This window comes from Methylobacter svalbardensis (assembly GCF_037671525.1).
GTDB lineage: Bacteria > Pseudomonadota > Gammaproteobacteria > Methylococcales > Methylomonadaceae > Methylobacter_A > Methylobacter_A svalbardensis.
Map to the genome: position 1 here is coordinate 1 of NZ_JAWPOH010000003.1, position 25763 is coordinate 25763.

Sequence of the window (25763 nt, forward strand, 5' to 3'; positions counted from 1 at the left end):
TAGCATCAAAGCAGGACTCAATCAATTCGAGGACTTTGGGTTCGTCGGATAGTTGATTTAAGGCAGCGTTCAGCAGTTTGCGCTGGTGATGATCTAATTCACGGATTGCAGTAATTAATTGAAAAAACTCGGCGTTTTTCATGATGATCTCCAATTGAAAACCTACATGGCTTATTTTATGAAAAAGAAATAAAAAATTCCATAGTTAACGATGACATAGCCTTTTTATAAGATAAGTATCCCTGCCCGCCTCCTCTCAACCCACACATTATCAGGGTTGACGACGGTCGCAATGATCGTTAGGTTAAACCGATGTTACTCAGACACGACCATTAAAGCCTCCAGACCTTGATTCCTGCCTGCTCAAATTCAACCGGATTAAAACAAGATTTCACATCAATAAAACACCCCCCCTTGGCCAGTTTTCTCTCAAAATCCTCAACAGATAAAGAGGTAAATTGATGATGTGATACAGCAACCACAATTGCATCAGCTCTTGGCATGTCTTCCCACGAGAGTAAACTTATACCATAATCGTCCATCGCTTCATCAGGATCAGCATACGGATCATGGACAAAAACTTCCACGCCAAAACTTTTTAACTCATTAATGACATCCATAACTTTTGAGTTGCGTAAATCGGCGCAATTATCTTTAAAGGTAAGTCCCAATATATTAACTCGCGCGCCTTTCACATAACTGCCGCACGAAATCATGCTCTTGAGTGTTTTCTCTGCGATGAATTTACCCATACCGTCATTAATGCGCCTGCCCGCAAGAATAACCTGTGGATTGTAACCGAGCATCTCAGCTTTATGTGTCAAATAATAGGGATCAACACCAATACAATGTCCGCCAACCAGTCCAGGTTTAAAATTTAAAAAATTCCATTTCGTGCCGGCAGCTTCCAATACCTCAGTCGTATCGATGTCGAGCTTATCGCAAATGATTGCCAGTTCATTCATCAAAGCAATATTCAGATCACGCTGCGTATTTTCGATCACTTTGCTCGCCTCAGCCACCTTAATACTTGTACAGCGATGCACTCCAGGTATTACAATTTTTTCATAAAGCTTGGCCACTTTCTTGAGCGTTTCCGGTGTATCACCTGCTACCACCTTAAGAATCAAGGTAAGTGTATGTTCCCGGTCACCGGGATTGATTCGCTCAGGGGAGTACCCAATAAAGAAATCCTCTTTCCATTCCATGCCTGACTCGCGCTCCAGAACTGGGATGCAAATTTCTTCGGTTGCACCTGGATAAACCGTCGACTCATAAACGACAATAGTGCCCTTTTTCATGTACTGGCCTGCACATTGGCTTGCACCTATCAGTGGGCCAAAATCCGGAATATGCGCATCATCAACCGGGGTTGGTACGGCCACAATGATAATATCCGCTTCAGCTAATATCTTGGGATCAGACGAATACTCTGCATGCACCGCTGCACGCATTTCTTCATCAGGTAGCTCATGAGAGGGATCAACTCCACTTTTACAAGATTCGACTTTAAATTCAGCAATATCAAACCCGATAGTACGAGAATGCTTGCCAAATTCAACAACAAGTGGAAGGCCGACATAACCGAGACCTATTACAGCAACAACTGACATGACAAAATCCTTTAATATTTAAATGAAAATTTTTTAATATAAACAAATTGAACAATAGCGAGTACAGACTAGATCCTCTACAAGGGCATAGTCATCTACACAACTTTTTGTATTATAAATACAATGGGTTGTAGGTTGACCTAAGACTAACCCCCTCCTGTTGGAGATGCCTGTGCTACAAGGGCGAAACAGAAGTCAGATCAGCCTCACCACACAAAGTTTACAACTGAATAACGGATTTCTCGTTGATAGACGATTTTTCGAGACGCCCTATTATTTTTTACCAAAGCGCTTACAAACCAAACCAGCCTCCGGAATCTCCTGTTGTTCTTGTTAAAATCTCAGAGAAACACCAGAGAATGCACTAAAACTAGAAAAAGTCGCAGCCTGATAATGGCCCGCCGAAACGTACAGACTGAGGTCATCTCTCAAATCCCAGCTTAATCTTCCGGTTGAGTTAACCTGAAACTGGAAATCGGTACCAGCCTCCTTTCCCATCCCGGGTGCAACGGTGATTTCCGCAACGACTGACTGCCCCCACTCCTTTTTCAACTTAACCGGAGCGGACAAGCCCACGTAATTATTGGGTGCCCAAAATAATAGGGTATTTTTCAGTGTGTCATCGTAAACGAACTGAGCGCCGACAGTGATATCTGGATCGTTCCAGACGGGGCTATCGAGTTCAACCTCGGTTCTATTGCGTCGATTGTCGTCGGTATAGTAAAAGTAGGCATGGTTAGCGCTTAAACTTAACGAGTCGAAAAGTTTTACCTTGAATTCGCCCTGAGCCCGACTGAAGGCAATATCGTTCACGATCGCTCCGGCCGTATTGACATAGGAGTGATCAGCAGCGATTGACAGATCGAGCCGATCACCTACCCCGGCAGTTAACTTGATAGATCCCAATGGAAATATCAAATTCGATTTTGAGGGCGTAGGAGACGCATGCCCGGAAAAATCGGCGGCTCCTGCCGATAATGACAGTAAGGATCGGGAACCCAGCTCGTAATTGAGTTGGCCTTTAAACTCATTCCCGTTTGCCTGAAAGTTCTGTTGACCTTCTGTAGTTCCTGAGCCAGCGCTGAGTGTCTGAGTAAAGTCCAGATACTTGTAATAGGCCGACAATGAAAGCTTGTCCGAAACAGAAAACCGTGTAGATGGACCTAAACTGAAATAGGACCGATCTGCATTGTCTTCGTAATAAAGGCCACTTACTTGCAGGACCGGTCTATGCCGGAGGTCAAGCGCGGCGATCTCCTGCTGAATGACGGGGTTGTTGGGACTCAGTGTCAGGGCTTTTTCGAATCGCTCTCTGGCTGCTGCATGATCACCGCTCCACTTTAATACTTTACCTGAAGTGGTGAGTAATTCTGAGTTATCGAACGCTTTTTCCTGAGACAGCTTATCGAAGATTTCCATAGCCTGCCCATAGCGACCAGCTTGCACATCCAGGTGGGCCAGCTTGTAAGAGGACGATAATACGGGGTCGATAGCTTTCAGCTGATGGACAAGATCTTCGCCTGTGTATGTTCGAGGAACTTCAAATCGTGGCAGCGTAAATCTGGGAACCGCTCCGGTTGTCAGATAAGTATTGTCCACGTTGAAAGCAAGCTGAAAGTGCTTCTTTGCAAAATTTTGGTTGATATTGAACGCATCTGGTGCATTGGATAGTGACCTGTGTCCTTGATCACCATAGGGAAAAGCGAAGGCGAAAACATGCGAACCTGGTATTTCCTGCGCCACAACCTCTTTACACGTTAGCAAATCCTGTTCAATACGCGCGGCGTATTCCTTATCGGTTTCCAGGCGGGCAGAGTCAGCTATCCACGCCTTGTTGGCGAGAAAATGGCCCTGATGACCCTCTGCATTAGTGGGAACATAATGTTGTGCCTCTGCCCCATGGCATTGCATATCCCAGCGCCCGTTCCCGAACATTTTTCTTAGTGTCGGCCACACAGCCGCGTAGGGCTGATGCGCCGCAACATCCTTCACAGGAACGAACATCGTCGCCTGAAATCCCGTTTCCATAAGGACCGGGTCGGCATACTGAAAACTATCAGAACGGGCATCATCGAAAGTAATGAGGATCGGTTTGTCAGGCAGTACCGTCTTACCCTCAAAAAATCCAAGGAGCTGAGCTGGAGTAATCGATTGATAGCCCTCTCGCTTTAGCGCCAACATCTGATCCCGGAATTTCTGCAAAGGTACCGTATCTTGGCGATCGGATTCAGTGATGCCGTGATAGAGCAGGACAGGAATAGCTTGACTAGGCGCATCCAGAAGCTGATTCAGCATCTTAAAGGCTTTTTCTTTGTCGCCGCCATAATAGGTTAGCTCAGCAAGACTTTGCTTTAATGACGTACTGCCGGGAAAAAATGGACTATTGCGTTCAAGTATTTCCCGTGCAGCCGGATAGTCACCCTGTTCCTTATAAAAAGCGGCCAGACGTTTGTTAACATCTACCGAGGTCGGGTACTTGATGTGGAGCTGTTTCCCGAGATCCAGCGCCTCTTCTTGTGCTCCCTGACGGAACAAGGATTCCATCATCTCGACAGGGGCCCCTGACTTAATCGGATCCAGTGCAGCAGCCTGTCGGAATGCCTGCGTCGCCGCGCTATACTGTATGATTGCCGCATCTTGCTCGCCTTTACTGGCCAGACTGTCGCCCAAATCCATATGCAACTTGCCAACCCGAGTTAGCCGTTCCGGCGTCGGTGTGATAGTCGCGAGCTGTTTAGTCCAGTGGATTGCCGTCTCAATGTCTCCGGCAAATAATGCATCATCGGCAAGCAGACCAATAGCAGTTACCTCATTTGGACCTTTAGTAACGACCTCGGTCGCCAGTTTTACGGCTTCCTCGTGACGTCCTGCGACATGTAGAAGTTTCGCGAGTTTTATTTTCCACTTAATTTCTGCTTCGGGATGTTTATCCACTAGGAATCGCAACTCCCGTTCGGCTAGCTCCCAATTCTTGGCGGCCTGCGCGTGCTCGGCAAGCCGCGTACGCACAACATCATTGTCGGGGTGCGTCGCCAAGTAGCGCTGTAAAAGTTCTGTTGATTCGTGATAACGCTGCTGATTCCAATATACATGAGCAAGACCCATCATCGCTTTATCATCATCGGGGGCTAATTGCATGCTTCTTCGAAAATACTTGGCCGACTCCTCGTCTTTGCCGAGATCGGCCAGAATGGTGCCTAAACGATTTAGATTCTTGGGCGACGGATCGAGATTCACAAGTGTACGCAAAATTCGTTCCGCTTCGTCGCGGCGATCCATTACAACTAGGGTCTCAACCAGTGCAAATTTTGCTTCAGTATCCGAAGGTGACTGATCCAGGACTGACTTTATCTCCAACTCAGTAGCCTTGTAGTTTTTTTGAGCAAAAAATATCCTCGCTTTGCCTAAATGTGCGGCTTGGTTTCCTGGTGCTTTTTGCAATGCCTTTGCATAGTAATCGAGGCCTTGTTGCCAAAGCTTATCCTGCTCACTTGCCCGCGCGACGGCTAAGAGTGTCGATAAATCATTCGGGAAGTCTTGCAAAAGACCAGACCAAATCGTATAAGCGCGCTGATTTTGGCCGAGTCGTCGCAGGCTGTAACCCAATCCTCGCCAAGCGGAAAGGGTGTCATCATCGGCTTTGACGCCTAAACTGGCTTTGTAGTAATCAGCCGCTTGCTCGTACTTGCCGAGCTCGGCCAGCGTCATGGCCAGTCGACGCAGATTCCGGGGCACAGGTTCAGTCCGGGCGAGCGTCTGCAACAAGTCTTCGGCTTCTTGATAACGGCCTTGCCCCATCAGGCTGTCAGCCAGCAATGATTTTACGTTATTATCCGACGGAGCATCGTTCAGTGCCGCTCTTAAGTCCTGTTCTGCAGATTGAAATTTGCGTTGACTAATCAATATCCTCGCACTTCCTTGGCGAGCGGAGCTCTCATGCGGATGAAGTTTCAGCACCTGAGTATAGTAATCAATCGCATCATTCCAACGATGATCTTGCTCACTGGCCATGCCTAGCGCCAACAGTGTCGGCAAATCGCCCGGAAAAGCCTTAACCAGATCAGCCCAGATCTGATAGGCGCGCTCTTTTTGCCCTAGTGCCCAATGGCTCCAGCCTAGACCTCGCCAAGCCGAAAGAGATCCTCTGTCGAGCTCAATCGCGTGTTCGAATTCCCTGCGAGCCGCATCAAATTTCTTTTCCAAATAAAGGCTATCTGCACGCTCCAAAACCGGGCCGATAGTAGTCGACTCCTCGGCTATCGCTGTTCCTTCGAGAAGGAATAATGTTAGACCGAGCGCAATACATCGACACGCATGATTGCTGAGCGGCAAGCAAGACCTAAGTGGAGACAATATCAACATTGAACACCAATCCTTGCTCTCATTGCAGAAAACGTTGTCATTTTTTTTCATTCTAGGGCAAACCTGTAAAAACTATTAAATGGCTGGGTGGAGCCGTCTAACCGGCTATCCAGCCAAATACTGAAGAACCGGTAGTGTTATAAACAAAGTTTATAACACAGTCTGAAGACCATCATCAATGCCTAGATACTGCAACAGATAACAACCACCAAAACCACCGCATGGCTTTAGCCTCTTGCGGTGATAATTTTCTTTTTCATAAATAAACTCAAGTCAAGCGACTATAGAACCAAGATTTGAGTCATTGATGGTCCTCACGGCGCGAGTGTCATTGCATAGTCATCCGTTATCAGCGTACCCACGTTATTCAAGTACAAACCGAAGGAAATCGCGGTCGCTCCGGCCGGTACAGGGGGCGTGGTATAACTGGCTTGCGCCCAGTTGGTGGCCGCAGCGAAGTTGGCGCTGGTCTGCCAGTACTGCCAGACACCCGTACTGGTCCGGTAATACACGACGAGTCCTGCAGCAATAGTCGATTTGTACCAGCCACTCACGGTATAACGAGCGCCAACGGTGACCGCAGGCGCGCACGTGCTCGAGTCCTGACGCTGCACCAGTTTGCGGTCACCGCTAGTTCGACTGGTCACCTGCAGCGATTCAGAAAAATTGCCACTATGGGCATCGCCGCTGATGCGGGTCCAACTATAGGCATTGGTACCGAATCCGGCGCGCTGCCAGCAGTCGGCAATGCCGTCATTATTGGCATCGACTTCCAGCGAGGGATTAGTGAGTAAATTTCCCGCTTGGTTATTATTCACCGTCACATTGACAATAGGGGTTGACGTGCCGTTGCCGGCGGCATCAAACGCTGTGGCAGCAATCGTTGCCGGTCCGTCAGGATTTAACAGTGAGTTCCAGTTGATCGAATACGGGGCGACAGTGGAAGATCCTACCACGGAACCGTTGACAAGAAAATCTACTCGGGTCACGCCCACATTATCGGTTGCCGTTGCGGTTAACGACACTGTGCCGCTTACGGTCGTCCCATCCGCGGGCGCGAAGTTCGATACAATAGGCGGGGTGGTATCGGTAGGCGGCGGACTATCCAAAACCTGCGCCACAGAATAGTCATCCGTTATCAGCGTACCCACGTTATTCAAGTACAAACCGAAGGAAATCGCGGTCGCTCCGGCCGGTACAGGGGGCGTGGTATAACTGGCTTGCGCCCAGTTGGTGGCCGCAGCGAAGTTGGCGCTGGTCTGCCAGTACTGCCAGACACCCGTACTGGTCCGGTAATACACGACGAGTCCTGCAGCAATAGTCGATTTGTACCAGCCACTCACGGTATAACGAGCGCCAACGGTGACCGCAGGCGCGCACGTGCTCGAGTCCTGACGCTGCACCAGTTTGCGGTCACCGCTAGTTCGACTGGTCACCTGCAGCGATTCAGAAAAATTGCCACTATGGGCATCGCCGCTGATGCGGGTCCAACTATAGGCATTGGTACCGAATCCGGCGCGCTGCCAGCAGTCGGCAATGCCGTCATTATTGGCATCGACTTCCAGCGAGGGATTAGTGAGTAAATTTCCCGCTTGGTTATTATTCACCGTCACATTGACAATAGGGGTTGACGTGCCGTTGCCGGCGGCATCAAACGCTGTGGCAGCAATCGTTGCCGGTCCGTCAGGATTTAACAGTGAGTTCCAGTTGATCGAATACGGGGCGACAGTGGAAGATCCTACCACGGAACCGTTGACAAGAAAATCTACTCGGGTCACGCCCACATTATCGGTTGCCGTTGCGGTTAACGACACTGTGCCGCTTACGGTCGTCCCATCCGCGGGCGCGAAGTTCGATACAATAGGCGGGGTGGTATCGGTAGGCGGCGGACTATCCAAAACCTGCGCCACAGAATAGTCATCCGTTATCAGCGTACCCACGTTATTCAAGTACAAACCGAAGGAAATCGCGGTCGCTCCGGCCGGTACAGGGGGCGTGGTATAACTGGCTTGCGCCCAGTTGGTGGCCGCAGCGAAGTTGGCGCTGGTCTGCCAGTACTGCCAGACACCCGTACTGGTCCGGTAATACACGACGAGTCCTGCAGCAATAGTCGATTTGTACCAGCCACTCACGGTATAACGAGCGCCAACGGTGACCGCAGGCGCGCACGTGCTCGAGTCCTGACGCTGCACCAGTTTGCGGTCACCGCTAGTTCGACTGGTCACCTGCAGCGATTCAGAAAAATTGCCACTATGGGCATCGCCGCTGATGCGGGTCCAACTATAGGCATTGGTACCGAATCCGGCGCGCTGCCAGCAGTCGGCAATGCCGTCATTATTGGCATCGACTTCCAGCGAGGGATTAGTGAGTAAATTTCCCGCTTGGTTATTATTCACCGTCACATTGACAATAGGGGTTGACGTGCCGTTGCCGGCGGCATCAAACGCTGTGGCAGCAATCGTTGCCGGTCCGTCAGGATTTAACAGTGAGTTCCAGTTGATCGAATACGGGGCGACAGTGGAAGATCCTACCACGGAACCGTTGACAAGAAAATCTACTCGGGTCACGCCCACATTATCGGTTGCCGTTGCCGCGAGAGTCACCTGCCCGGACACGGCTGCACCCTCGGTCGGTGTCGGCGGCTGGTTGAAAGCCACTGTCGGCGGCGCTAAGTCATTGTTAACTACGAGCTGATTGACGGTAGAATCGGCTACGTTCCCGCTATAATCAACCGCACTCACCGAGTACGCCACGGTGCCGTTCGCAACCGATGTCGAATCCCATGAGGCAGCGTACGGACTGGTTGTGTCGGTCGTTATAACTGTCCCATTGATCAGGAACTCAACCTTCTGCAGACCTACATCATCAGTAGCCGATACGTTTAACGACACGGTGCCGCTTACGGTCGCCCCATCCGCGGGCGCGAAGCCCGATATAATAGGCGGGGTGGTATCGGTAGTCGGCGCACTATCCAAAACCTGCGCCACGGAATAGTCATCCGTGGTCAGAGTACCGATTTTGTTCAAAGAGATGCCAAAACTTATCGCCTGGGTACCCGCCGGCGCACTGCTCACATAGTGGGTCATCTGAGCCCAACTGACCGATGCCGGCAGTTGTGGGCCATCCATCCAATACTGCCACACCCCGTTCGCATCACGATAGTACAACACCACGGCCGCCGAAACGGTGGCCTTGTACCAAGCACTAAGCTGGTAAATCTCCCCCACTGCTACTGTTGGTGCGCAACCGCCAGCAGACTGTCCGGCATCCAATGTCGGCAACAATTTACGGTCGCCGCTGGTGTAGCTGGTGATTTTCAACTGTTCGCCAAAATTTCCGCTATGAGCGTCGTTGGTGCGCGTCCAGGTGGCACTGTTGCTGCCGTAGCCCGTACGTTGCCAGCAATCCGCCTGATTATTCCCGTCAGCGTCGATCTCCAAAGAAGGGTTAATCAGCTCGTTGGGGTCTAGCTGAGGAGGAGGAGGAGGAGCGGGATAGTCGCCGGACATCACCTGATGCACAGTCCTGACATAAGTGCTCTGCGACGTCCTTGCTTCCAACCAAGTCAGAAAGGCATCCAGCGTCGCTGGACTCACCGCCAGGGTACCACAGCCATCGCAGATGTTGTGAAAAACCAGGGGCACCCAGCCGCCCCCGTTGGTTTCCGCCTGTATCACATAATTTTGCATATCCGCCAACGTCGTTGTCGAAATGACTGAATTGTTGGTGGAAATATAATAGGGGTTAGCCGGGGGAACCGTCTCGGCCCAAGGACAGCCAGAACATTGTGTCCCCGACACCAAACCACCAACCGCGCGCGCACTTTCATAGGTGCCGACACCCGGACAACCTCCCGCCACTATGCTCTGTGTAGTCGGACCGGTGGACGAGAACGGATAGGCAAACGAGTGAACCGAATACCCCCAATCGACGAGGTTCTGCATATCATTGCAAATCGCGGCTTGCTGTTCGGTGTCGGACAGCGTTGCCATATTGGCATGTCCAATGTTGTGTCCGGCTATCTCGTTGCCATCAGCATATAACGCGTCCAATTCAGGCTTCGTCAGAAAAGTCCCTCCGCTGTTGATCTTGTCCGAGTTGATGTAAAAAGTGCCTTGCATGCCATGCCTGGCCAGAAGGTCACGTGCAGCAGATTGATTCCGACCGTCGTCGAAGGTCAACGACACCAGCGTGAGCCAGTGCACAGTGGCCGCTTGAGCTGACTGCGTCAAGGTCGCGGCCGACAGCCAAATGAGCAGCATCAGGCTGATAGAAGATAAGATGGCACGAACTCCGCTCCGCTTGGGATCAGCTTTTAACGTTTTAATGAATATTGTATTCATAACACTTTCATGCTTAAACTTACCGGTTGGGCCAAGTGCGTCGCACCGTTATCAGGAGAAACGGTCACGACCATTGAATAGCGGCCAGGTAAACGGATTGTCACCCGCAGTGGCCAGTTCTTATTAACTTTCTCACCGACGGCGAAACCTCCGCGTTGGTGACGCTCCTTATGAGTTTTCCCCTGTTCACCAATCGCGCCCATAACGCCGCCATCGATCACCTCGACCTGCACCTCTTTCCAAGAGCTTCCTTCCTGAACGTCTATCTTGATGTCGTCTACTCCCAGATCACGATCGCCTTCATCATGGATGAACAAACGTAGCCGTGAATCCGGCACAGCCAATCCCGGGTTGGAGAGTCGCACATGAATGCCACTAAGCGGCTCACCCGCTTTTGCCTGTTGTGGCCCGGTCACGGCGAGACCTAGGGGCAGTGGCGGATGTGCCATGGCTGAGCGCACACCCCAGTCGCCGGTACTCACAAACACTACCGAACATACTGCTATAACCAATATGCCTACACAGCACAACCGAGAAACAGTCACCCATACCCTGGCGATTTTTCCGCGCAGGTCCGCACTGTCGCTCCACCCTATAAAGGCTGTGTAATCTCTACTTTTTCGATATTTATTCATGACATTACGCCCATAGCCTGTTGATTTTGTGAATACACTTGAGCCTCAATGGAAACCTGTTCAAATTTGTCCTGCGGCTAATGAAGAGCCTCAAGAAGCAAGAATCATTGCGTAATCATCAGTGTGACCAACATACTCGTAACTTCTCATTAGTCACAGGTAGATTATAAATCAATAGATTACCGCGCATAAAAATTGAAAATTTAAGCCTCCTTTAATACCAAGTCACCGTAACTCATTGATTCCTGGCTGGAAGGCAATAAAAAAAGAAAATTTTAGCGAATTTTCAAAGATATAAGTCATTGATAAATATGGTTACCTGCAACTAATGAGAAGTTACACATACTCACATTGATGAGGTATGACCCGAAGGAAATTGTGGTCGCTCAGGCCAGTGTAGCCGATATGTTGTAGCTTGCTTTCGCCCGGTTGTTGGCCGCCGCGAAATTGGCGCCGTCTGCCAGACACTCATGTAGTCTCGACATACACAGGCGATTCCTCTCCCTTGCTATACGAATTTTTCCATTTCGTGGACTGCCCATCGCCTCATTAAATAGCGATAAATTCATAGTGACGGCTCCGCACTGAGCGGATACAGCAATTTTGGCGCTGCTGATAACAGATCCGTATGGGTGGTAACCAGCAACAATCCATCATTCTCGGCTATTGGCATGCGCGGCTCTGTGCTGCCCAGTAGCGTGACCGTCAGTGTCTTGTCCATTTCGCTCATGCGGTGGTTAAGGTCACTCAGAAACGTCCGCCATTCATCCTTGACCGTTGAGCTTTTTAGAATGACGTTGAGACCTTGATAAGCAGGATCCGATGCCCACGTTAATGCCTGCTCGGTCAGTGCCGACGTATCAGATAACGGGGTGTCTTCGTCAATGAATAGGGCTGGCAGGAGCTTTAGATGATGATGGTGAGCGAAAATTTCCATAGTGGTATCGCGAACCCGAGATGCCTGGGGTTTGCCACCTGTCCAAGAGAAATAGCTTGGACTGATTATAGACAGCTCTTCCGATTGTTGGCGCAGCTGTGCCCATGCGACCGATCCTGTTGTTGGTGCGACAATTCCGCCTTTCGTAAACAAAGGGCTTGCGTTGACTTGCGTTAGATTGACTGAGCCTTTGCCAGAGCCTTCGATTCCCGCATCATTCCACACCGCCAGTGCGAATGCACCATGATCGACGGTGGACGACACATCACTTGGCCTTGTCAACAAAGGTTTCCCATTGAGATAAGCGATCGCACGCGAGCCGACAATCCGGAGCCTCAACGTGAGATCACCTGAAGGTGAATCGCGACTCGCAAGTTGACTGATCGTGCCACTATCATCTGATGACTGCAGCATGACTTTATCTTCTGCTACACCCAGTCGAACAAACGATTGGCCATTCCGTGACAAGAAGATCCAGAACTGGCCATCGGGTTTCCCCTTTAGTTGAACTTCAACATCGGCATCTTGCCACTTCTCGGTACCGCCGAGCGTCATCAGCGCTCCCTGTTCTCCCTCCTTGTTGAACAGGCGAAAGATACCGTTCTCAATCGCAATTTCACCACTATCTACCACCCAATCCGAGGCAGGGCGATCGGATTGGAACTTATCGACAAAAGACACTCGACGTGGTGTGTGGCTCTTGATCTGAGACAGAAGATCCGCTTGATCCCAGGCTTTTGAAACCCGAATGCGTTTGAAGCTGGATGCAGGATCATTTCGATAATTTGCGCCGAGCGGTGCAGTCACGAAGCCTATCTGCAAGGCAGCGGTGTTCAAGGCTTGGGTCCAGGTAGCCTCGCCGTCGTCATAATTGGAATTCAACGAGCGTGAGCAGTCTGCAGTGACTACGGGAACCTGAAGGCGGCTCTCAAGCAGTTCGCGCTGCTGTGTAAACTTTTGCGCCAGCAGTTTGGGAGAAGTGATGGCCTGATCATCACCGCCTAGACAACCGGAGATGCCCACTTCCCAGCGACCGCTTTTGACCAGTTGCTCAAGCTGATGCCAGGAAACTAATTGAATGTTACCTTGATCGAGCTGATTGACATCGATAAATACTAGAGCCGTCATCCCTTGTGCAGCCAGTATTTTATCCGCAACCTCCATTGTTTCTCGATTCGCTTCATCGAAAGTTAACAATATAGGCTTGGCCGGTAGCGAAGCTGTGTTGGTGCCGGTGTCCGTTTGTCGCCACCGATTGACCTGTTCGAGACGCACCGAAGAATAGTCGGCCTGTTTTAAGGCGGCTATCTGGGCCTCAAACGAAGATGCCGAAATTGCCAATTCGCGAGTTGCACTGACCCTGCCAAAAACGAGAGCGATGAAAGCCTCTTTTTCCGTGCCTTTTGCTGTCGATGACACGGGAGCAGGCGGCGGTGGCGATTCACTGCCAAGAAAACTTGGCAGCTCTTTAACCGCTATGACTACACAGATTAAGACTAGCCATCCCACAATATTGCGCCAGTGACGAACATACTGAGATCGTGCTTTGCGACGGCGATCATCTTGCTCAGGTCGCGCTTTGCGGCGGCGGCCATGTTGTGATTGTGGTGAGTTTTTGGTAGATGTGCCTATCATCGTCACCTAGTTCCCCATCTATTATCTCGCTGAGTGGCTATGGCATAAGGCATCTGCCAAACCAGAAAGATTAAGTAATAAAGCGTAAAGTAAAGACCATAGAACCAATAACGATCGGCTTTCCAGAATAAGTAGTAAGCTGAAAACATGACCCCGATCATGACCGATCCCAGCAAGTAGATGGCTGGTGATAAAAAGTCGCCGTGAGAGAAGGGCTGCCATAAACAGATCCGCAGAATCAAGATCGGCGCTATGATCGGGAACATCAGTTGCGCGTAAAAGGCGATTGAGGCAAGCGGTGGTTTTTTCCACATGAAAGTTCCAGCGATCAAAGTTTCCCTAAACCATGATTTTTTCCAACGCAACTGCTGCTTTAAAAATTGCTTGTGCCCTTCAGGTACGATGGTGGTGGCCACAGCATCGGCCGAGTAGATGACTCGATATTTTCGCAACAGATAGTTGGTCAGACTTCGGTCGTCGCCAAACGTGGCCTGGACGCCGAGAAAGTGCTGATTTAGCCAAGGATCTAGCACTTCCATCACGCAACTACGTCGATAAGCGGAAAAGCAGCCTGGACAGCAGGTTACCGCGCCAAACACGCTCTCAGCCGCCTTGAACACTCGGAATGCCACGTAATATCGAGCTTGTTGCATTTTGGTGAGGCCATTTTTTGTCACGTTGGCAACCTCCGTATGCCCCGCAACAGCAGCAACCCTGGGATCATAAAATCCTTGGACGATCTTGCGGACACCGTCGCGCCTTAAAAAGCTGTCCGAATCGACGTAGACAAGAATTTCGTTTTTAGCTAAATGGGCGCCAGCGGCCATCGCTTCGCGTTTACCCTTGTTACGCTCGAAAGGTACCAGTACCAATTCAGGCCATCGTTCTTGGGCTCTTTTCACTTCCGCTACGGTTCCATCGCTTGAACCATCATCAACGACGATGACATTAAAAAGCTGTTCCGGATAGTCGACGGCATAGCAACATTCAACAGTTCGATAGATAGCATCTTCTTCGTTGAATGCGGTGATGATGATGCTCACCGTTGGCGTCATACCGATATCCTTGGGAGGCTTGTAAAAGAGCGAAAGTACGAAGCGCGAAAAGATAAAACCTGCTATTGCAATCGAATAGGCATTCGCCAGGGGTTGATACCAGTAGTAGGTAAAATTACTCCAACGAAGCCCAAAGACCACTGCCATGGAGAACGTAATGAGCACTATCGCCCCTAGTCTAATCAGCAGTCTCCTGGTTCCTGTAGACCTTGGTAACGCCGGATTTAAAAAAGTAGTAGAGCCGCAGCCTGCAACGGAAGTTGCACTTTCGGTTGAAAGCATTGCTTTCTCCTAGATTGAAAGTTAGTTACTGGTTTTTTGATTTCTAAGGAAAGAGCCAGTGTGTGAAATTACATCGTCATATATAAATTGATAGTGAACTAAGACAGACTTCATCTTTTCATCTTTTCAGCTATCGCTATAACTATAACTATAACTATAACTATAACTGTCATTATACACTTTATTTTAAGTAGCAGCGCAAAAGTTATTCAGAAGTGCAGGGCAATCACGCTTAAATCAACTTGACTTTTATAATCATTGGTTAATTAGGTGGTTAGAAATGTGGTTCTTTCAAATTTCGTTATTTAATGCATAAAATAACGAAACAGAAAATTATATCATATTGATTTTTAATGGTTAAAATTTAAGCGCGATTGCCCTGTTCAGAAGTGAGAGCAAGCGCATATAAATTAATTTAACTGATGTTACGCACCGACTACGAACTATCAATAACTTATAGTCATTTCTTGCTTCGTAAGTTAGTGATTTTTGGTTTTCCTGCGTAACATCAGTTAATTTAAAAATCAGTGATACTATCCAATTTTCGTGAGAAGTTTTCATGCCATTAAGTTTACAAGAAGCCTTTTTCATCGCTCGAAGATCCACGAGTAGAGAGACATAAACGCCATAAGTTGCTCGATATTATTGTTTTGACTATCTGTGCCGTTATCAGTGGAGCTGAAGGGAAAGTGTGATTTTCTTGGCCTGAAATTTATATGCGCTTGCCCTGATTCGGCACTAAATTATCGTGTCAAACTGTCAGAAACTGCAATAACAGACAAAAATAAGGCGTTCAACTGAAATTCATCGTCAAACTGAGCCCGGAAGAAGAAATAACCTTGACTAAAGCCTATCGCAATCACCCCTTATTTCGAGCAAGACAACGGGCGCATGCTATCTTGTTGAACAATAGAGGTTATGTGATTGCTCGTCTGAGTGAGTTGTTTGAAACCCAGCATGAGACTGTTAGCTCATGGTTGGGCAAATGGGAAACAGAAGGATTGATAGGCCTTTACGATTGCCCACGAAGTGGCAGGTCAGCACCCTTTACAGACAAAGAACAAGTCATTTTTCTGGGCTATATTGACGAAAATCCGCATCAAGCTAAGACTGCGACTGCGCGTTTGCAGGAGGAAACAGGCAAAAAGGCTAGCCTTGACACCTTCAAGCGGGTGTTTAAAAAAAGCCTACGCCTAGAAACGTTGCCGACAAAGTGAAGGGAAAACGTAACGAGGCAAACTTCCAGTATGACAAGGAACATCTGAGGTCATTGAAACAACAGAAGGATAAAGAGGAGTTGATGCCGACACCGATCACATAAACACCGTGACTGATCTGTTTAAGCAATGTTTCCGCATGTTCAATCATGTTAATGCACCAGTTTAATACGCATCGATAAATCGACCGCCCGGACATGTTTGGTTAATGCGCCGATCGAAATAAAATCGACGCCGGTCTCGGCAATTGCCCTGATATTGTCCAGGCTGATATTGCCGGAAGCCTCAAGCTCTATGGCTCCGGAGTTTAATTTCACAGCCTCGGCCAACATTTCAAGGCTGAAATTGTCGAGCATGATCCGGTCAGGCTTTGCTGCGCTTGCTTCCAGAAATTCCTGCATCGATTCGACCTCTACTTCCACAGGAACCGACGTCAACTCACGCGCCGACCGGATTGCCTGAGCAATCGAACCTGCCGCTATGATATGATTTTCCTTGATCAAAACCCCGTCATACAAGCCGATCCGATGGTTATAACAACCGCCACAGGCTACCGCATATTTTTGCGCATTTCTGAGGCCCGGAATGGTTTTTCGGGTATCCAGCACTTTACAGCCTGTACCGGAAACCGCATTGGCATATTGCCTGGCAACCGTGGCTGTTGCCGACAAGGTTTGCAGCAAATTCAGCGCGGTACGCTCACCGGTCAGCAATCCTCTAGCTGAACCATTGAGTTTACATAAAACCGTATCCTTGCCGACCGCTTCGCCTTCAGCAGCTAACCAATTGATATAAACGCCAGCATCCAAAGATTTAAATACCGCATCAAACCAAGCCTGACCGCAAAGCACCATGTCTTCCCGGGTAATCACTTCAGCTTCTGCCGTCATGGTTTCAGGAATAATGGCGGCGGTTATATCGCCGGAACCGATGTCTTCTTCGAGGAAGGATACTATTTCTGCCCTGTTCAATTGTTCTGTCATAAGTCCATTAATTCTGAAAGCACTCGTTTGGTGATCGTTCTTTGATCAAATATAACAATAGCCGCTTGCCCGTGGCGCAGTTTTTTTGCCAACTCATCCATTTGAATTTCAAATATTTTTACTCCTTTTTTTCCAAAAAACAGCATATTTTCGGTATCTTTCCAGATCAGCTTGCCCCATTGCTTTTCGGATCCTGTCGTGAATGGGTGTCTCTACGAACTGAACGAAGATAATCCAGCAATTTTATATACTGCTCTTTGTTCGTTTTTTCGCGATTTTTACCTAACTGCAAGCCGAATTCAAGCTCGATACGCATACAGCAATCGTCGACTGCTTGCTCAAAATACTGAAAAAAATCAACGTAACTTTGCTTAATATCGTCGTCTTTTTCACTTTATCCAAACCTGAATTTAGTTGCTGCCGGTTACCCTATAGTAATATATCCGTTGTCACTTCAAGATAAATTAATCATAGCCTAGTACTCCCATAGTATTTTGACTAATAATAGGCGTATCCAGCCTAAATACTGTGCTTTGTTTCCGTTTTTTACTTCTTTGTCTAGCCCATGAAAATACACCAACACTGGTTAACTGACATTAGCCGAATCCCTTCACCCAACGTTGATGACCGCCCCAACCCGGAGGATATTTCATTATTGGTTATCCACTGCATCAGTCTTCCGCCCGGCGAATTTGGCAATCATTATATAGACCAGCTGTTTTGCAATCAGCTTAATCCTGACCAACACCCCTATTTTAAGGACGTTTATCAATTGACTGTATCGGCACATTTACTGATTAAGCGCGATGGAAGTTGTGTACAGTACGTGCCATTTGATAAGCGCGCTTGGCATGCCGGCAATTCGACATTTGAGGGTCGGGAACGGTGCAATGATTTTTCTATTGGCATAGAACTTGAAGGCGCCGAATTTGTCGAATATACCGATCAGCAATACCGGCAACTCGTCGCAGTGATCAAAACCTTGCTTGAAGCTTATCCCAAGCTATCGAAACAACGCATTATCGGGCATAGTGATATTGCGCCTGGACGAAAAAACGATCCGGGCGCATCGTTTGACTGGCAAAAACTTTTAGGGTTATTAAAGTAACCGGAAAAAAATGAACCCCCGATTAGACTGATTAACGTCTATTAACCAACAACATCTGTCCACGAAAAGCACGAAAGACACGAAAAAAATAAATATGTTGTGGTGATTTAGTCATTCACCCTTTGGATGACGAGCCACAAATTGTTATCTCTTTTGAAAAATTTCGTGCTTTTTGTGTTTTTCGTGGATCAAATGATTTTTTTAGCTTGCACCAATCCGAACGATTCCGCCAGCATTAAAATCACTCCCAAGGTAATTGCAGAATCTGCGATATTAAAAGCAGGCCAGTGCCAGGCATCGTAATACACATCAAGAAAGTCGATCACATAACCATAAGCCAGCCGATCAATCAAATTGCCGACAGCACCACCCAAAACCAGCGCTAAAGCCACTGCCAGCAAGGTCTCGTGTTTTTTCAACCGGGTCAGCCAAACCGCTATGACCACGCTAATCGCCAAAGCCAATCCGGCAAAAAACCAGCGTTGCCAGCCCCCGGCCTCGCTTAGGAAACTGAAAGCCGCACCGGTGTTGTGTACATACGTCAGCTTAAAAAACGGCATAATCTGAATCGACTCATAAAGCTGCATAGAACTCGCTATCGCAAGCTTGCTGCCTTGATCCAGAATTACCGCCAGCAATGACAGCCATAACCATTTCACCATAACGACATCACGCATAGTGTCGGATTTCGCCATCACCCGCTACGTTTTCCACGCAACGACCGCACAGCTCGGGGTATTCTGCTGCTATGCCCACGTCAGCTTGCTGATGCCAGCAACGCACACATTTTTCATGTTCGGAAACGACAACGTTTAATTGAATACCGTCAATTTCTGTCTGAATGGCTTCTGCCGGGGCATCGTGCTCTGCCATAAGCGAGACATTGGACACAATAAAGATAAAATGCAGTTCACTCGCTAATTGATTTAAAACCTCAAAATACTCGGCATTACAATACAGTTCGAGTTCCGCATTCAGTGATGAACCTATATCGCCTTTGGCTCGACTCTTTTCCAGCTCCTTGCCGACAGCGGCTCGAACGGCCATAATTTTTTGCCAGCATTCGCGATTCAAAACGGCATCATCGTCCAGCTTGACCAAGCCCTGATACCAGGTTTCCAAAAACACCGACTCGCTACGCTCACCCGGCAAATATTGCCAGAGTTCATCAGCGGTATAGCTGATGATCGGCGCCAGCCAGCGCGTCAGGGCTTCAAGCACATGATACATAGCCGTTTGCGCCGAACGCCGCGCCAAACCGTCGGCTTTTGCGGTGTATTGCCTATCCTTAATGATATCCAGATAAAACCCACCCAGATCAATCACGCAAAAATGATGCACTTTCTGATAAATATGCTGAAATTGATAGGTATCGTAGGCCGTCTTGACTTCTTCCTGCAACGTGTATGCCCTATCCACCACCCAGCGATCCAATGCCAGCAAATCTTTATCTTCGACCAAATGTTGCGCCGGGTCGAAATCGTCCAGATTGGACAGCAAAAAGCGCGCGGTATTCCGGAGGCGCCTGTAACCATCTGAGGTGCGATTAAGAATTTCATCCGATACGGTCATCTCACCGCGATAATCGGTCGCTGCAACCCATAAACGCAACACATCGGCACCCAAATTCTTCATCACCGATTGCGGCGCGACCACATTGCCCTTCGATTTTGACATCTTTTTACCTTCAGCATCGACGGTAAATCCATGCGTCAACACGGCCTTGTAGGGCGCAACCTCGTTCATCGCAACCGAAGTCAGTAATGATGACTGAAACCAACCGCGATGCTGATCTGAGCCTTCCAGATACAAATCGGCCGGAAAGCTCAGCTGCTCGCGCTTTTCCAACACGCAGGCGTGAGTCACGCCGGAGTCGAACCAGACATCCAAGGTATCGGACATTTTTTCGTAATGTTCGGCTTCATCGCCCAACAATTCAGCCGCTTCCAGTTCAAACCAGGCTTCTATGCCTTGTTGTTCGATGCGCTGGGCCACCTGCTCAACCAATTCGGCCGTGCGCGGATGCAATTCGCCGCTTTCTTTATGGACAAAAAACGTGATCGGCACGCCCCAGGTGCGCTGACGGGAAATACACCAGTCAGGCCGGCCTTCGATCATGCTTTCGATGCGCGCCTGACCCCATTCGGGAATCCAGGCGACGCGCTTGACTTCATCCAGCGCCTGCTCGCGCAGCTTGTTTTTATTCATCGAGATAAACCACTGCGGCGTAGCCCGAAAAATAATCGGGGTTTTATGCCGCCAGCAATGCGGATAGCTGTGCAGTATCGCGACGTGATGCAGCAGTTTGCCTTTTTCCTCTAGCACTTCCAAGACATGAGCATTAGCGTTGAATACATGCTCGCCGGCAAAGATTTCGGTGTTCGGCAGAAAAACGCCGTCATTGCCGACCGGATTATCAACCGGCAAACCGTATTTCAAGCCGACGATATAATCGTCCTGGCCGTGTCCGGGCGCGGTATGCACCGCGCCGGTACCGGCTTCGGTGGTGACATGATCGCCCAGAATGATCGGCACTTGCCGGTCATAAAAAGGATGTTGCAATAATTGATGCTCCAGTTCAGAGCCTTTGCAGTAGGCAATGACATGGTAATTTTCGATGTCGTACCGCAACATCGCATCCTTAAGCAGGGCTTCTGCGACGACCAAGCGCTCTTTGTTGCCGTCTTTTTCATATTGCACGACTGAGTATTCCAGCCCGGGATTTAATGCGACGCCTTGATTGGCGGGCAAGGTCCACGGTGTGGTCGTCCAGATGACCACCGATAACGGCCCAAAACCTTCATGCTCAGGTACATGATGACACCGACTCAAGAATCCGGTTTCATCGACAACCTGAAAACGCACATCGACCGCAGGCGAATGTTTATCTTCATACTCGACTTCCGCTTCAGCCAGTGCTGAGCCGCAATCGGTACACCAGTGCACAGGCTTGGCGCCTTTTACTATGTGACCTTTTTGGCTGATTTTGCCCAACGAGCGCACGATGTCGGCTTCAAAGGTAAAATCCATGGTTAAATACGGATGTTCCCAATCGCCTAAAATACCCAGCCGGATAAAAGCCTCTTTTTGTATGTTAACCTGTTTTCCCGCATATTCGCGGCAGGCTTTGCGGAACACGGCAGCAGAAACCTTAACCCCCGCTTTGCCGATTTTCTTCTCTACCTGCAATTCAATCGGCAAACCGTGACAATCCCAACCAGGCACATAAGGTGCATCGAAACCGCTTAACGATTTCGATTTAACGATGATGTCCTTTAACACCTTGTTAACCGCATGGCCGATATGAATTTCGCCATTAGCATAGGGAGGTCCGTCATGCAGAACAAACTTAGGTCTGCCGGCAAATTCCTGCCTGATCTTGTTATACAGGTCCACTTCGTTCCATTTTTTCAAACGTTCAGGCTCACGTTGAGCCAGATTGCCTTTCATCGGAAACGCAGTATTGGGTAAATTCAGTGTTTTTTTATAATCCATCGTCATAACAATTAATCTCGGCAAAAATCTTTTTGGCCTTAGCCACATCTTTTATAATCTGAACTTTAAGCTCATCCAGCGACTGAAAACGCATTTCATCCCTGATTTTTTGTTTGAAATGCACTTCCACATAGCGGCCATAAATTTCCTTATTAAAATTGAATAAATGCGCTTCCAGTATAACCTTTGAACCACCGTCAAATGTCGGCCGGGTACCTACATTCGCAACACCTTCAAATTCACCGCCATCAATACCGGTCATGGTAACGGCAAACACCCCATTGACAGGCGTATTTTTTCTAAACATCTGTATATTAGCAGTAGGATAGCCGATAGTTCTGCCGCGCTTGTCACCATGTGCCACACGCCCGCAAACAGAATAACAGCAACCCAGCATTTTTTCAGCCAGGGCTAAATCGCCATCGCCCAACGCATCCCTGATTAACGTACTGCTTACTCGAAGCCCGGTTACTTGAAAAGATCCGGTATCTTCAACCTCAAAATCGAATATCTTGCCCTTCTCCTTGAGCATCGCGAAATTGCCGCGCCGGGTCTTACCAAAATGAAAATCATCCCCAACCACCAGATGCTTTACATTCAGTTTTTTCACTAAAATGTCCTCAATAAAGCGCTCGGCATCACAGTCAGCAAAATTTTGATTGAATCGCAATATCAATAAATCATCAACGGGTAATTTGGAAAATCCGAGCACTTTTTCCCGCAAGCACATTAACCGTGACGGCGCATTTTCTCCCAGAAAATACTCCAGCGGCTGCGGTTCAAAAGTCATAACAACAACAGGCAAAGCTAATGCTTCGCCTCGCTCAGCCAGCTTGTTTATTACCGCTCTATGCCCTAAATGCAGACCGTCAAAATTTCCAATCGTCAGTACACAGCCCGATTTTAACGGTTTTAAATGGGGTAATCCTCTAATGAGACGCATGAAATGTGGCAAATTTAGAAAAAGTTTTTATTCTATCATGTGTAAGCATTGCTTGAATTCAAAACATCATAACTGAATCATATACTCAAAAAAAAAGCCCGGTGGAAAATTCCACCGGGCTTTTTATTTTTAAATCAGCGATGATTTATTTCATCATTGATTTTTTGAACATGCTGTCCAGCTTGCTGTTTGTATCTTGAGCATACTGGGCTGCACGATTAGCAGCAGCTTCAGCAGCAGCAGCTTGTGAAGAAGCAGAGTCAGCAGCGCTTTTTGCGCTAGCTGCATCAGCAGATGCTTGTGCAACAGAAGTTTTCAAGCCATCAACTTGTGATTGCAAGTTTTCGACATCGGAAGTACTTGCACAACCAACAGCCAAGCTAGCAACCAGAGCAATCATTGATAATTTTATTACTTTTTTCATTTTTATTTCCCTTCTAAAAGTTATTACACAAAAAAAAACTCATCAAGTTCAAATTCTGAACTGTTTTTAAACTATTTTCCAGTTTTATTTTAAGAAAACTCAAATAATAATCCCCCCTACAACACAGAAAAATACAAGCCATTGTTTCTTAATTTAAAATACCGTTACAATGCCAACTCAATAACGGCAATTTTTTTATTTTATTTTCACTACCGTTCCCTTGCCTAACCATTGACTTAAATGATCAATCTGCCCGTTAGTTAATGCAATACACCCATGAGTCCAATTCATGGATTTATGAATTTTCTCATCCGCTCGACCCAAGCCATGAATGCCGATTCGTCCACCTAAAGCCGTGTTTTGCGGCGGCACTTGATGATACCGATGAGCAATCATAATACTATTGTAAGCTACCCGATCAATAACACCCTGTTCCAGGGCTTTTTGAGCATCCTCTGTGGACGGATAAGTTAAACCAAAAAACTTCCGGAAGGAACTTTGTTTGCCAACCCAGCCTATTTGGTAATTTCCAAAAGGCGTGACGTTATCGCCCCGATGGTTTTTAAACCCGGCACCTCCTTGACCAATGGCAATATCATTTATAACTTCAAGCGTTTGCCGGCCTTTTTTTACCTCAATAGTCAGCGCTTTCGTATCGACTAAAAGCCAGACATCATCGCCTGCGATGACAGCAAAAGAAAAAACACTGCAACACAGCAATAAATTAATTCGTAACATAAATGATCTACACTAGATAAGAATTTTGGTGTACTTTAGTCCACCAGGTTAATTGAAAAGGAGGATCTAACATGCAAATAGAAACTATCACAACGCATCCATACAACGACCAAAATCCAGGAACTTCCGGACTCAGAAAAAAAGTTAAAGTATTTCAGCAACCCGGATATCTGGAAAATTTTGTTCAAGCAATTTTTGACTCGCTAGATGGCTTTACCGGAAAAACGTTGGTACTGGGCGGAGACGGGCGGTATTTTAACAGACCCGCCATACAAATCATCATCAAAATGGCGGCAGCCAACGGTTTCGGCAAACTTATTATAGGTCAAGGCGGGCTGCTGTCTACTCCGGCCGCATCGCATATCATCAGAAAATATAACGCATTCGGCGGCCTGATCCTTTCTGCCAGCCACAATCCCGGCGGCCCTGACGAAGATTTCGGTATTAAATACAATATCAGCAATGGCGGCCCTGCCCCGGAAAAAGACACCAGCGCGTTTTATCAGCGCAGCCTGGTTATCGACAGCTATAAAACAGCGCATATCGAAGACATAGACCTGGATCGCATCGGTACTCAGCAAATGGACAACCTTAACATCACTATCATCGATCCGGTAACCGATTATGCTGAGCTGATGCAGTCTATTTTCGATTTCAATTTACTCAAACAAAGCATCGGCTCCGGCTATATCACCCTGCTCTTCGATGCGATGCATGCCATTACCGGCCCTTACGCCAAAAGAATTCTAGTGGACATGTTGGGCGCAACACCGGATTCGGTCATTAATGCCGAACCGCTGGAAGATTTTGGCGGTCATCACCCCGATCCCAATTTGGCTCATGCCCAGGAATTGGCCGAGCGCATGTTCGGTTCAGCCCCCCCGGTTTTTGGTGCTGCATCTGACGGCGATGGTGACCGCAACATGATTACCGGCAGTCATATTTTTGTAACGCCCAGCGACAGCCTAGCCATTATGGCGGCTAACGCGCATCTGATTCCGGCCTATGCCCAAGGATTACGCGGCGTGGCTAGATCCATGCCCACCAGCCAGGCGGTTGACCGCGTCGCCGCCTGTTACAACATCCCCTGCTACGAAACGCCGACCGGCTGGAAATTTTTCGGCAATCTTCTGGACGCGGGAAAAATCACCCTGTGCGGCGAAGAAAGTTTTGGCACCGGTTCGGATCATGTACGCGAAAAAGACGGTTTATGGGCGGTGTTATTCTGGCTAAATCTAATCGCCATAAAACGCCAGTCTGTTGCCGACATTGTCAATGAACACTGGCAAAAATTCGGCAGGGACATTTATTGTAGACACGACTATGAAGCTGTAGAAATGGATAGTGCTAACGGCATTGTTGAGCACCTGAGAAATCAGTTAGCCACATTGCCGGGACAAATATTTGGTGAATATATCATTAAATATGCCGATGAATTCAGCTATGAAGATCCTATAGACGGCAGCATCAGCCGCAATCAAGGCATACGCATCGGTTTTGAAAACGGTTCGCGCATTATTTTTCGTTTATCGGGAACCGGAACAGTCGGCGCAACCTTAAGAATCTATTTGGAACGCTTTGAAGCGGACGCCTCCAAACATGATCAGGATGCCCAAGTGGCTCTGGCAGAGTTAATCAACCTTGCCGAGCAGTTTTGTGAAATTAAAAAACGCACCGGCAGGACTGAGCCTAATGTAGTAACTTAAAAACAGACGCAAGGTAACAGATTCAAGATGGATTACGACTTGTATGATTAAACCTAAAAAGGCGGCCCGCATTTTCTCCTGACCATAATCCGATTGAGGAATTGTGGAAAAGTACTAAACGCGATTCGACCCATATAAAGCACTTTAAAACCTTTGAATATCTTTATGACTCCGTCATAACAACTTTCAAAACATAGAGCCAAGATGCCAGTAAAGTTTTGTCCGTCATGAAAAAAATACGTGAATATTTTACGCGATCAAGGCATAAATTTTACTGTAGTGGCTTG

At 48.0% G+C, this 25763-nt stretch carries 16 protein-coding genes and 2 pseudogenes; 4 read left to right on the top strand and 14 right to left on the bottom strand.

Translation table 11 applies throughout. From position 1 onward, the window contains the following. Window positions 1-332: 332 nt before the first annotated feature. The 7 genes from RW114_RS01665 to RW114_RS01695 all read right to left on the bottom strand — a co-directional run bounded on the left by RW114_RS01665 (window position 333) and on the right by RW114_RS01695 (window position 14862). Window positions 333-1613, bottom strand: a complete 1281-nt coding sequence (locus RW114_RS01665) for a nucleotide sugar dehydrogenase (RefSeq protein WP_340120987.1) — start codon at window positions 1611-1613, stop codon at window positions 333-335. Window positions 1614-1946: 333 nt separating this feature from the next. Then, window positions 1947-6026: a tetratricopeptide repeat protein gene (locus tag RW114_RS01670; RefSeq protein WP_340120988.1), complete on the bottom strand. Its 4080-nt coding sequence runs from the start codon at window positions 6024-6026 to the stop codon at window positions 1947-1949. 263 nt (window positions 6027-6289) lie between these two features. Further along, window positions 6290-10318 carry an Ig-like domain-containing protein gene (locus RW114_RS01675; protein WP_340120989.1) on the bottom strand — a complete coding sequence of 1343 codons (4029 nt, stop codon included), beginning with the start codon at window positions 10316-10318 and terminating at the stop codon, window positions 6290-6292. Next, entirely contained in the window at window positions 10315-10953 is a 639-nt protein-coding gene (locus RW114_RS01680; protein ID WP_340120990.1) for a hypothetical protein, read from the bottom strand. Before RW114_RS01680 ends, RW114_RS01675 begins: the two co-directional genes overlap by 4 nt. Window positions 10954-11339: 386 nt before the next feature. Further along, window positions 11340-11522 (bottom strand): hypothetical protein, encoded by a 183-nt coding sequence (locus RW114_RS01685; RefSeq protein WP_340120991.1) that lies wholly within the window; start codon window positions 11520-11522, stop codon window positions 11340-11342. Further along, window positions 11519-13531 (bottom strand): polysaccharide deacetylase family protein, encoded by a 2013-nt coding sequence (locus RW114_RS01690; protein WP_340120992.1) that lies wholly within the window; start codon window positions 13529-13531, stop codon window positions 11519-11521. The genes RW114_RS01685 and RW114_RS01690 overlap by 4 nt, the downstream gene beginning before the upstream one ends. Continuing rightward, window positions 13528-14862 carry a glycosyltransferase family 2 protein gene (locus tag RW114_RS01695; protein ID WP_340120993.1) on the bottom strand — a complete coding sequence of 445 codons (1335 nt, stop codon included), beginning with the start codon at window positions 14860-14862 and terminating at the stop codon, window positions 13528-13530. Before RW114_RS01695 ends, RW114_RS01690 begins: the two co-directional genes overlap by 4 nt. A gap of 584 nt (window positions 14863-15446) precedes the next feature. On the opposite strand from RW114_RS01695, the pseudogene RW114_RS01700 reads away from it, so the two are divergent. Together RW114_RS01700 and RW114_RS01705 are read left to right on the top strand one after the other, a co-directional pair. After that, a pseudogene (locus RW114_RS01700) lies at window positions 15447-15545 on the top strand (transposase family protein); the annotation flags it as partial. 156 nt (window positions 15546-15701) lie between these two features. After that, window positions 15702-16079 carry a helix-turn-helix domain-containing protein gene (locus RW114_RS01705; RefSeq protein WP_340120994.1) on the top strand — a complete coding sequence of 126 codons (378 nt, stop codon included), beginning with the start codon at window positions 15702-15704 and terminating at the stop codon, window positions 16077-16079. A gap of 152 nt (window positions 16080-16231) precedes the next feature. Here RW114_RS01705 and nadC read toward each other — a convergent pair whose 3' ends face one another. Both nadC and RW114_RS01715 read right to left on the bottom strand, forming a co-directional pair. Further along, the gene (nadC, locus tag RW114_RS01710; protein WP_340120995.1) at window positions 16232-17062 is read right to left on the bottom strand and encodes a carboxylating nicotinate-nucleotide diphosphorylase; all 831 of its coding nucleotides are present in this window, start codon (window positions 17060-17062) and stop codon (window positions 16232-16234) included. Then, window positions 17059-17241, bottom strand: a pseudogene (locus RW114_RS01715) (hypothetical protein); the annotation flags it as partial. The pseudogene RW114_RS01715 and the gene nadC, both read right to left, overlap by 4 nt. A gap of 386 nt (window positions 17242-17627) precedes the next feature. Here RW114_RS01715 and ampD point away from each other — a divergent pair. Further along, complete coding sequence (gene ampD / locus RW114_RS01720; protein ID WP_340120996.1) at window positions 17628-18170, top strand: 1,6-anhydro-N-acetylmuramyl-L-alanine amidase AmpD; 543 nt, start codon at window positions 17628-17630, stop codon at window positions 18168-18170. Between the two features lie 188 nt (window positions 18171-18358). Here the strand turns inward: ampD and lspA are convergent, their stop codons facing one another. From lspA to RW114_RS01745, 5 genes are all read right to left on the bottom strand, one after another. Next, on the bottom strand, window positions 18359-18832 hold the full coding sequence (gene lspA / locus RW114_RS01725; RefSeq protein ID WP_340121134.1) for a signal peptidase II: 474 nt from the start codon (window positions 18830-18832) through the stop codon (window positions 18359-18361). 7 nt (window positions 18833-18839) lie between these two features. Further along, window positions 18840-21671: an isoleucine--tRNA ligase gene (ileS, locus tag RW114_RS01730; RefSeq protein WP_340120997.1), complete on the bottom strand. Its 2832-nt coding sequence runs from the start codon at window positions 21669-21671 to the stop codon at window positions 18840-18842. Then, complete coding sequence (ribF, locus tag RW114_RS01735) at window positions 21655-22608, bottom strand: bifunctional riboflavin kinase/FAD synthetase (RefSeq protein WP_340120998.1); 954 nt, start codon at window positions 22606-22608, stop codon at window positions 21655-21657. The genes ileS and ribF overlap by 17 nt, the downstream gene beginning before the upstream one ends. A 145-nt stretch (window positions 22609-22753) precedes the next feature. Continuing rightward, window positions 22754-23032: an Lpp/OprI family alanine-zipper lipoprotein gene (locus RW114_RS01740; protein ID WP_340120999.1), complete on the bottom strand. Its 279-nt coding sequence runs from the start codon at window positions 23030-23032 to the stop codon at window positions 22754-22756. A 195-nt stretch (window positions 23033-23227) separates the two neighbouring features. After that, window positions 23228-23770, bottom strand: coding sequence for a L,D-transpeptidase family protein (locus tag RW114_RS01745; protein ID WP_340121000.1), 543 nt, complete (start codon window positions 23768-23770; stop codon window positions 23228-23230). A 71-nt stretch (window positions 23771-23841) separates the two neighbouring features. Between RW114_RS01745 and RW114_RS01750 the strand changes: the two genes are divergently transcribed. Next, entirely contained in the window at window positions 23842-25476 is a 1635-nt protein-coding gene (locus RW114_RS01750; RefSeq protein ID WP_340121001.1) for an alpha-D-glucose phosphate-specific phosphoglucomutase, read from the top strand. The last annotated feature ends 287 nt before the right edge of the window (window positions 25477-25763 follow it).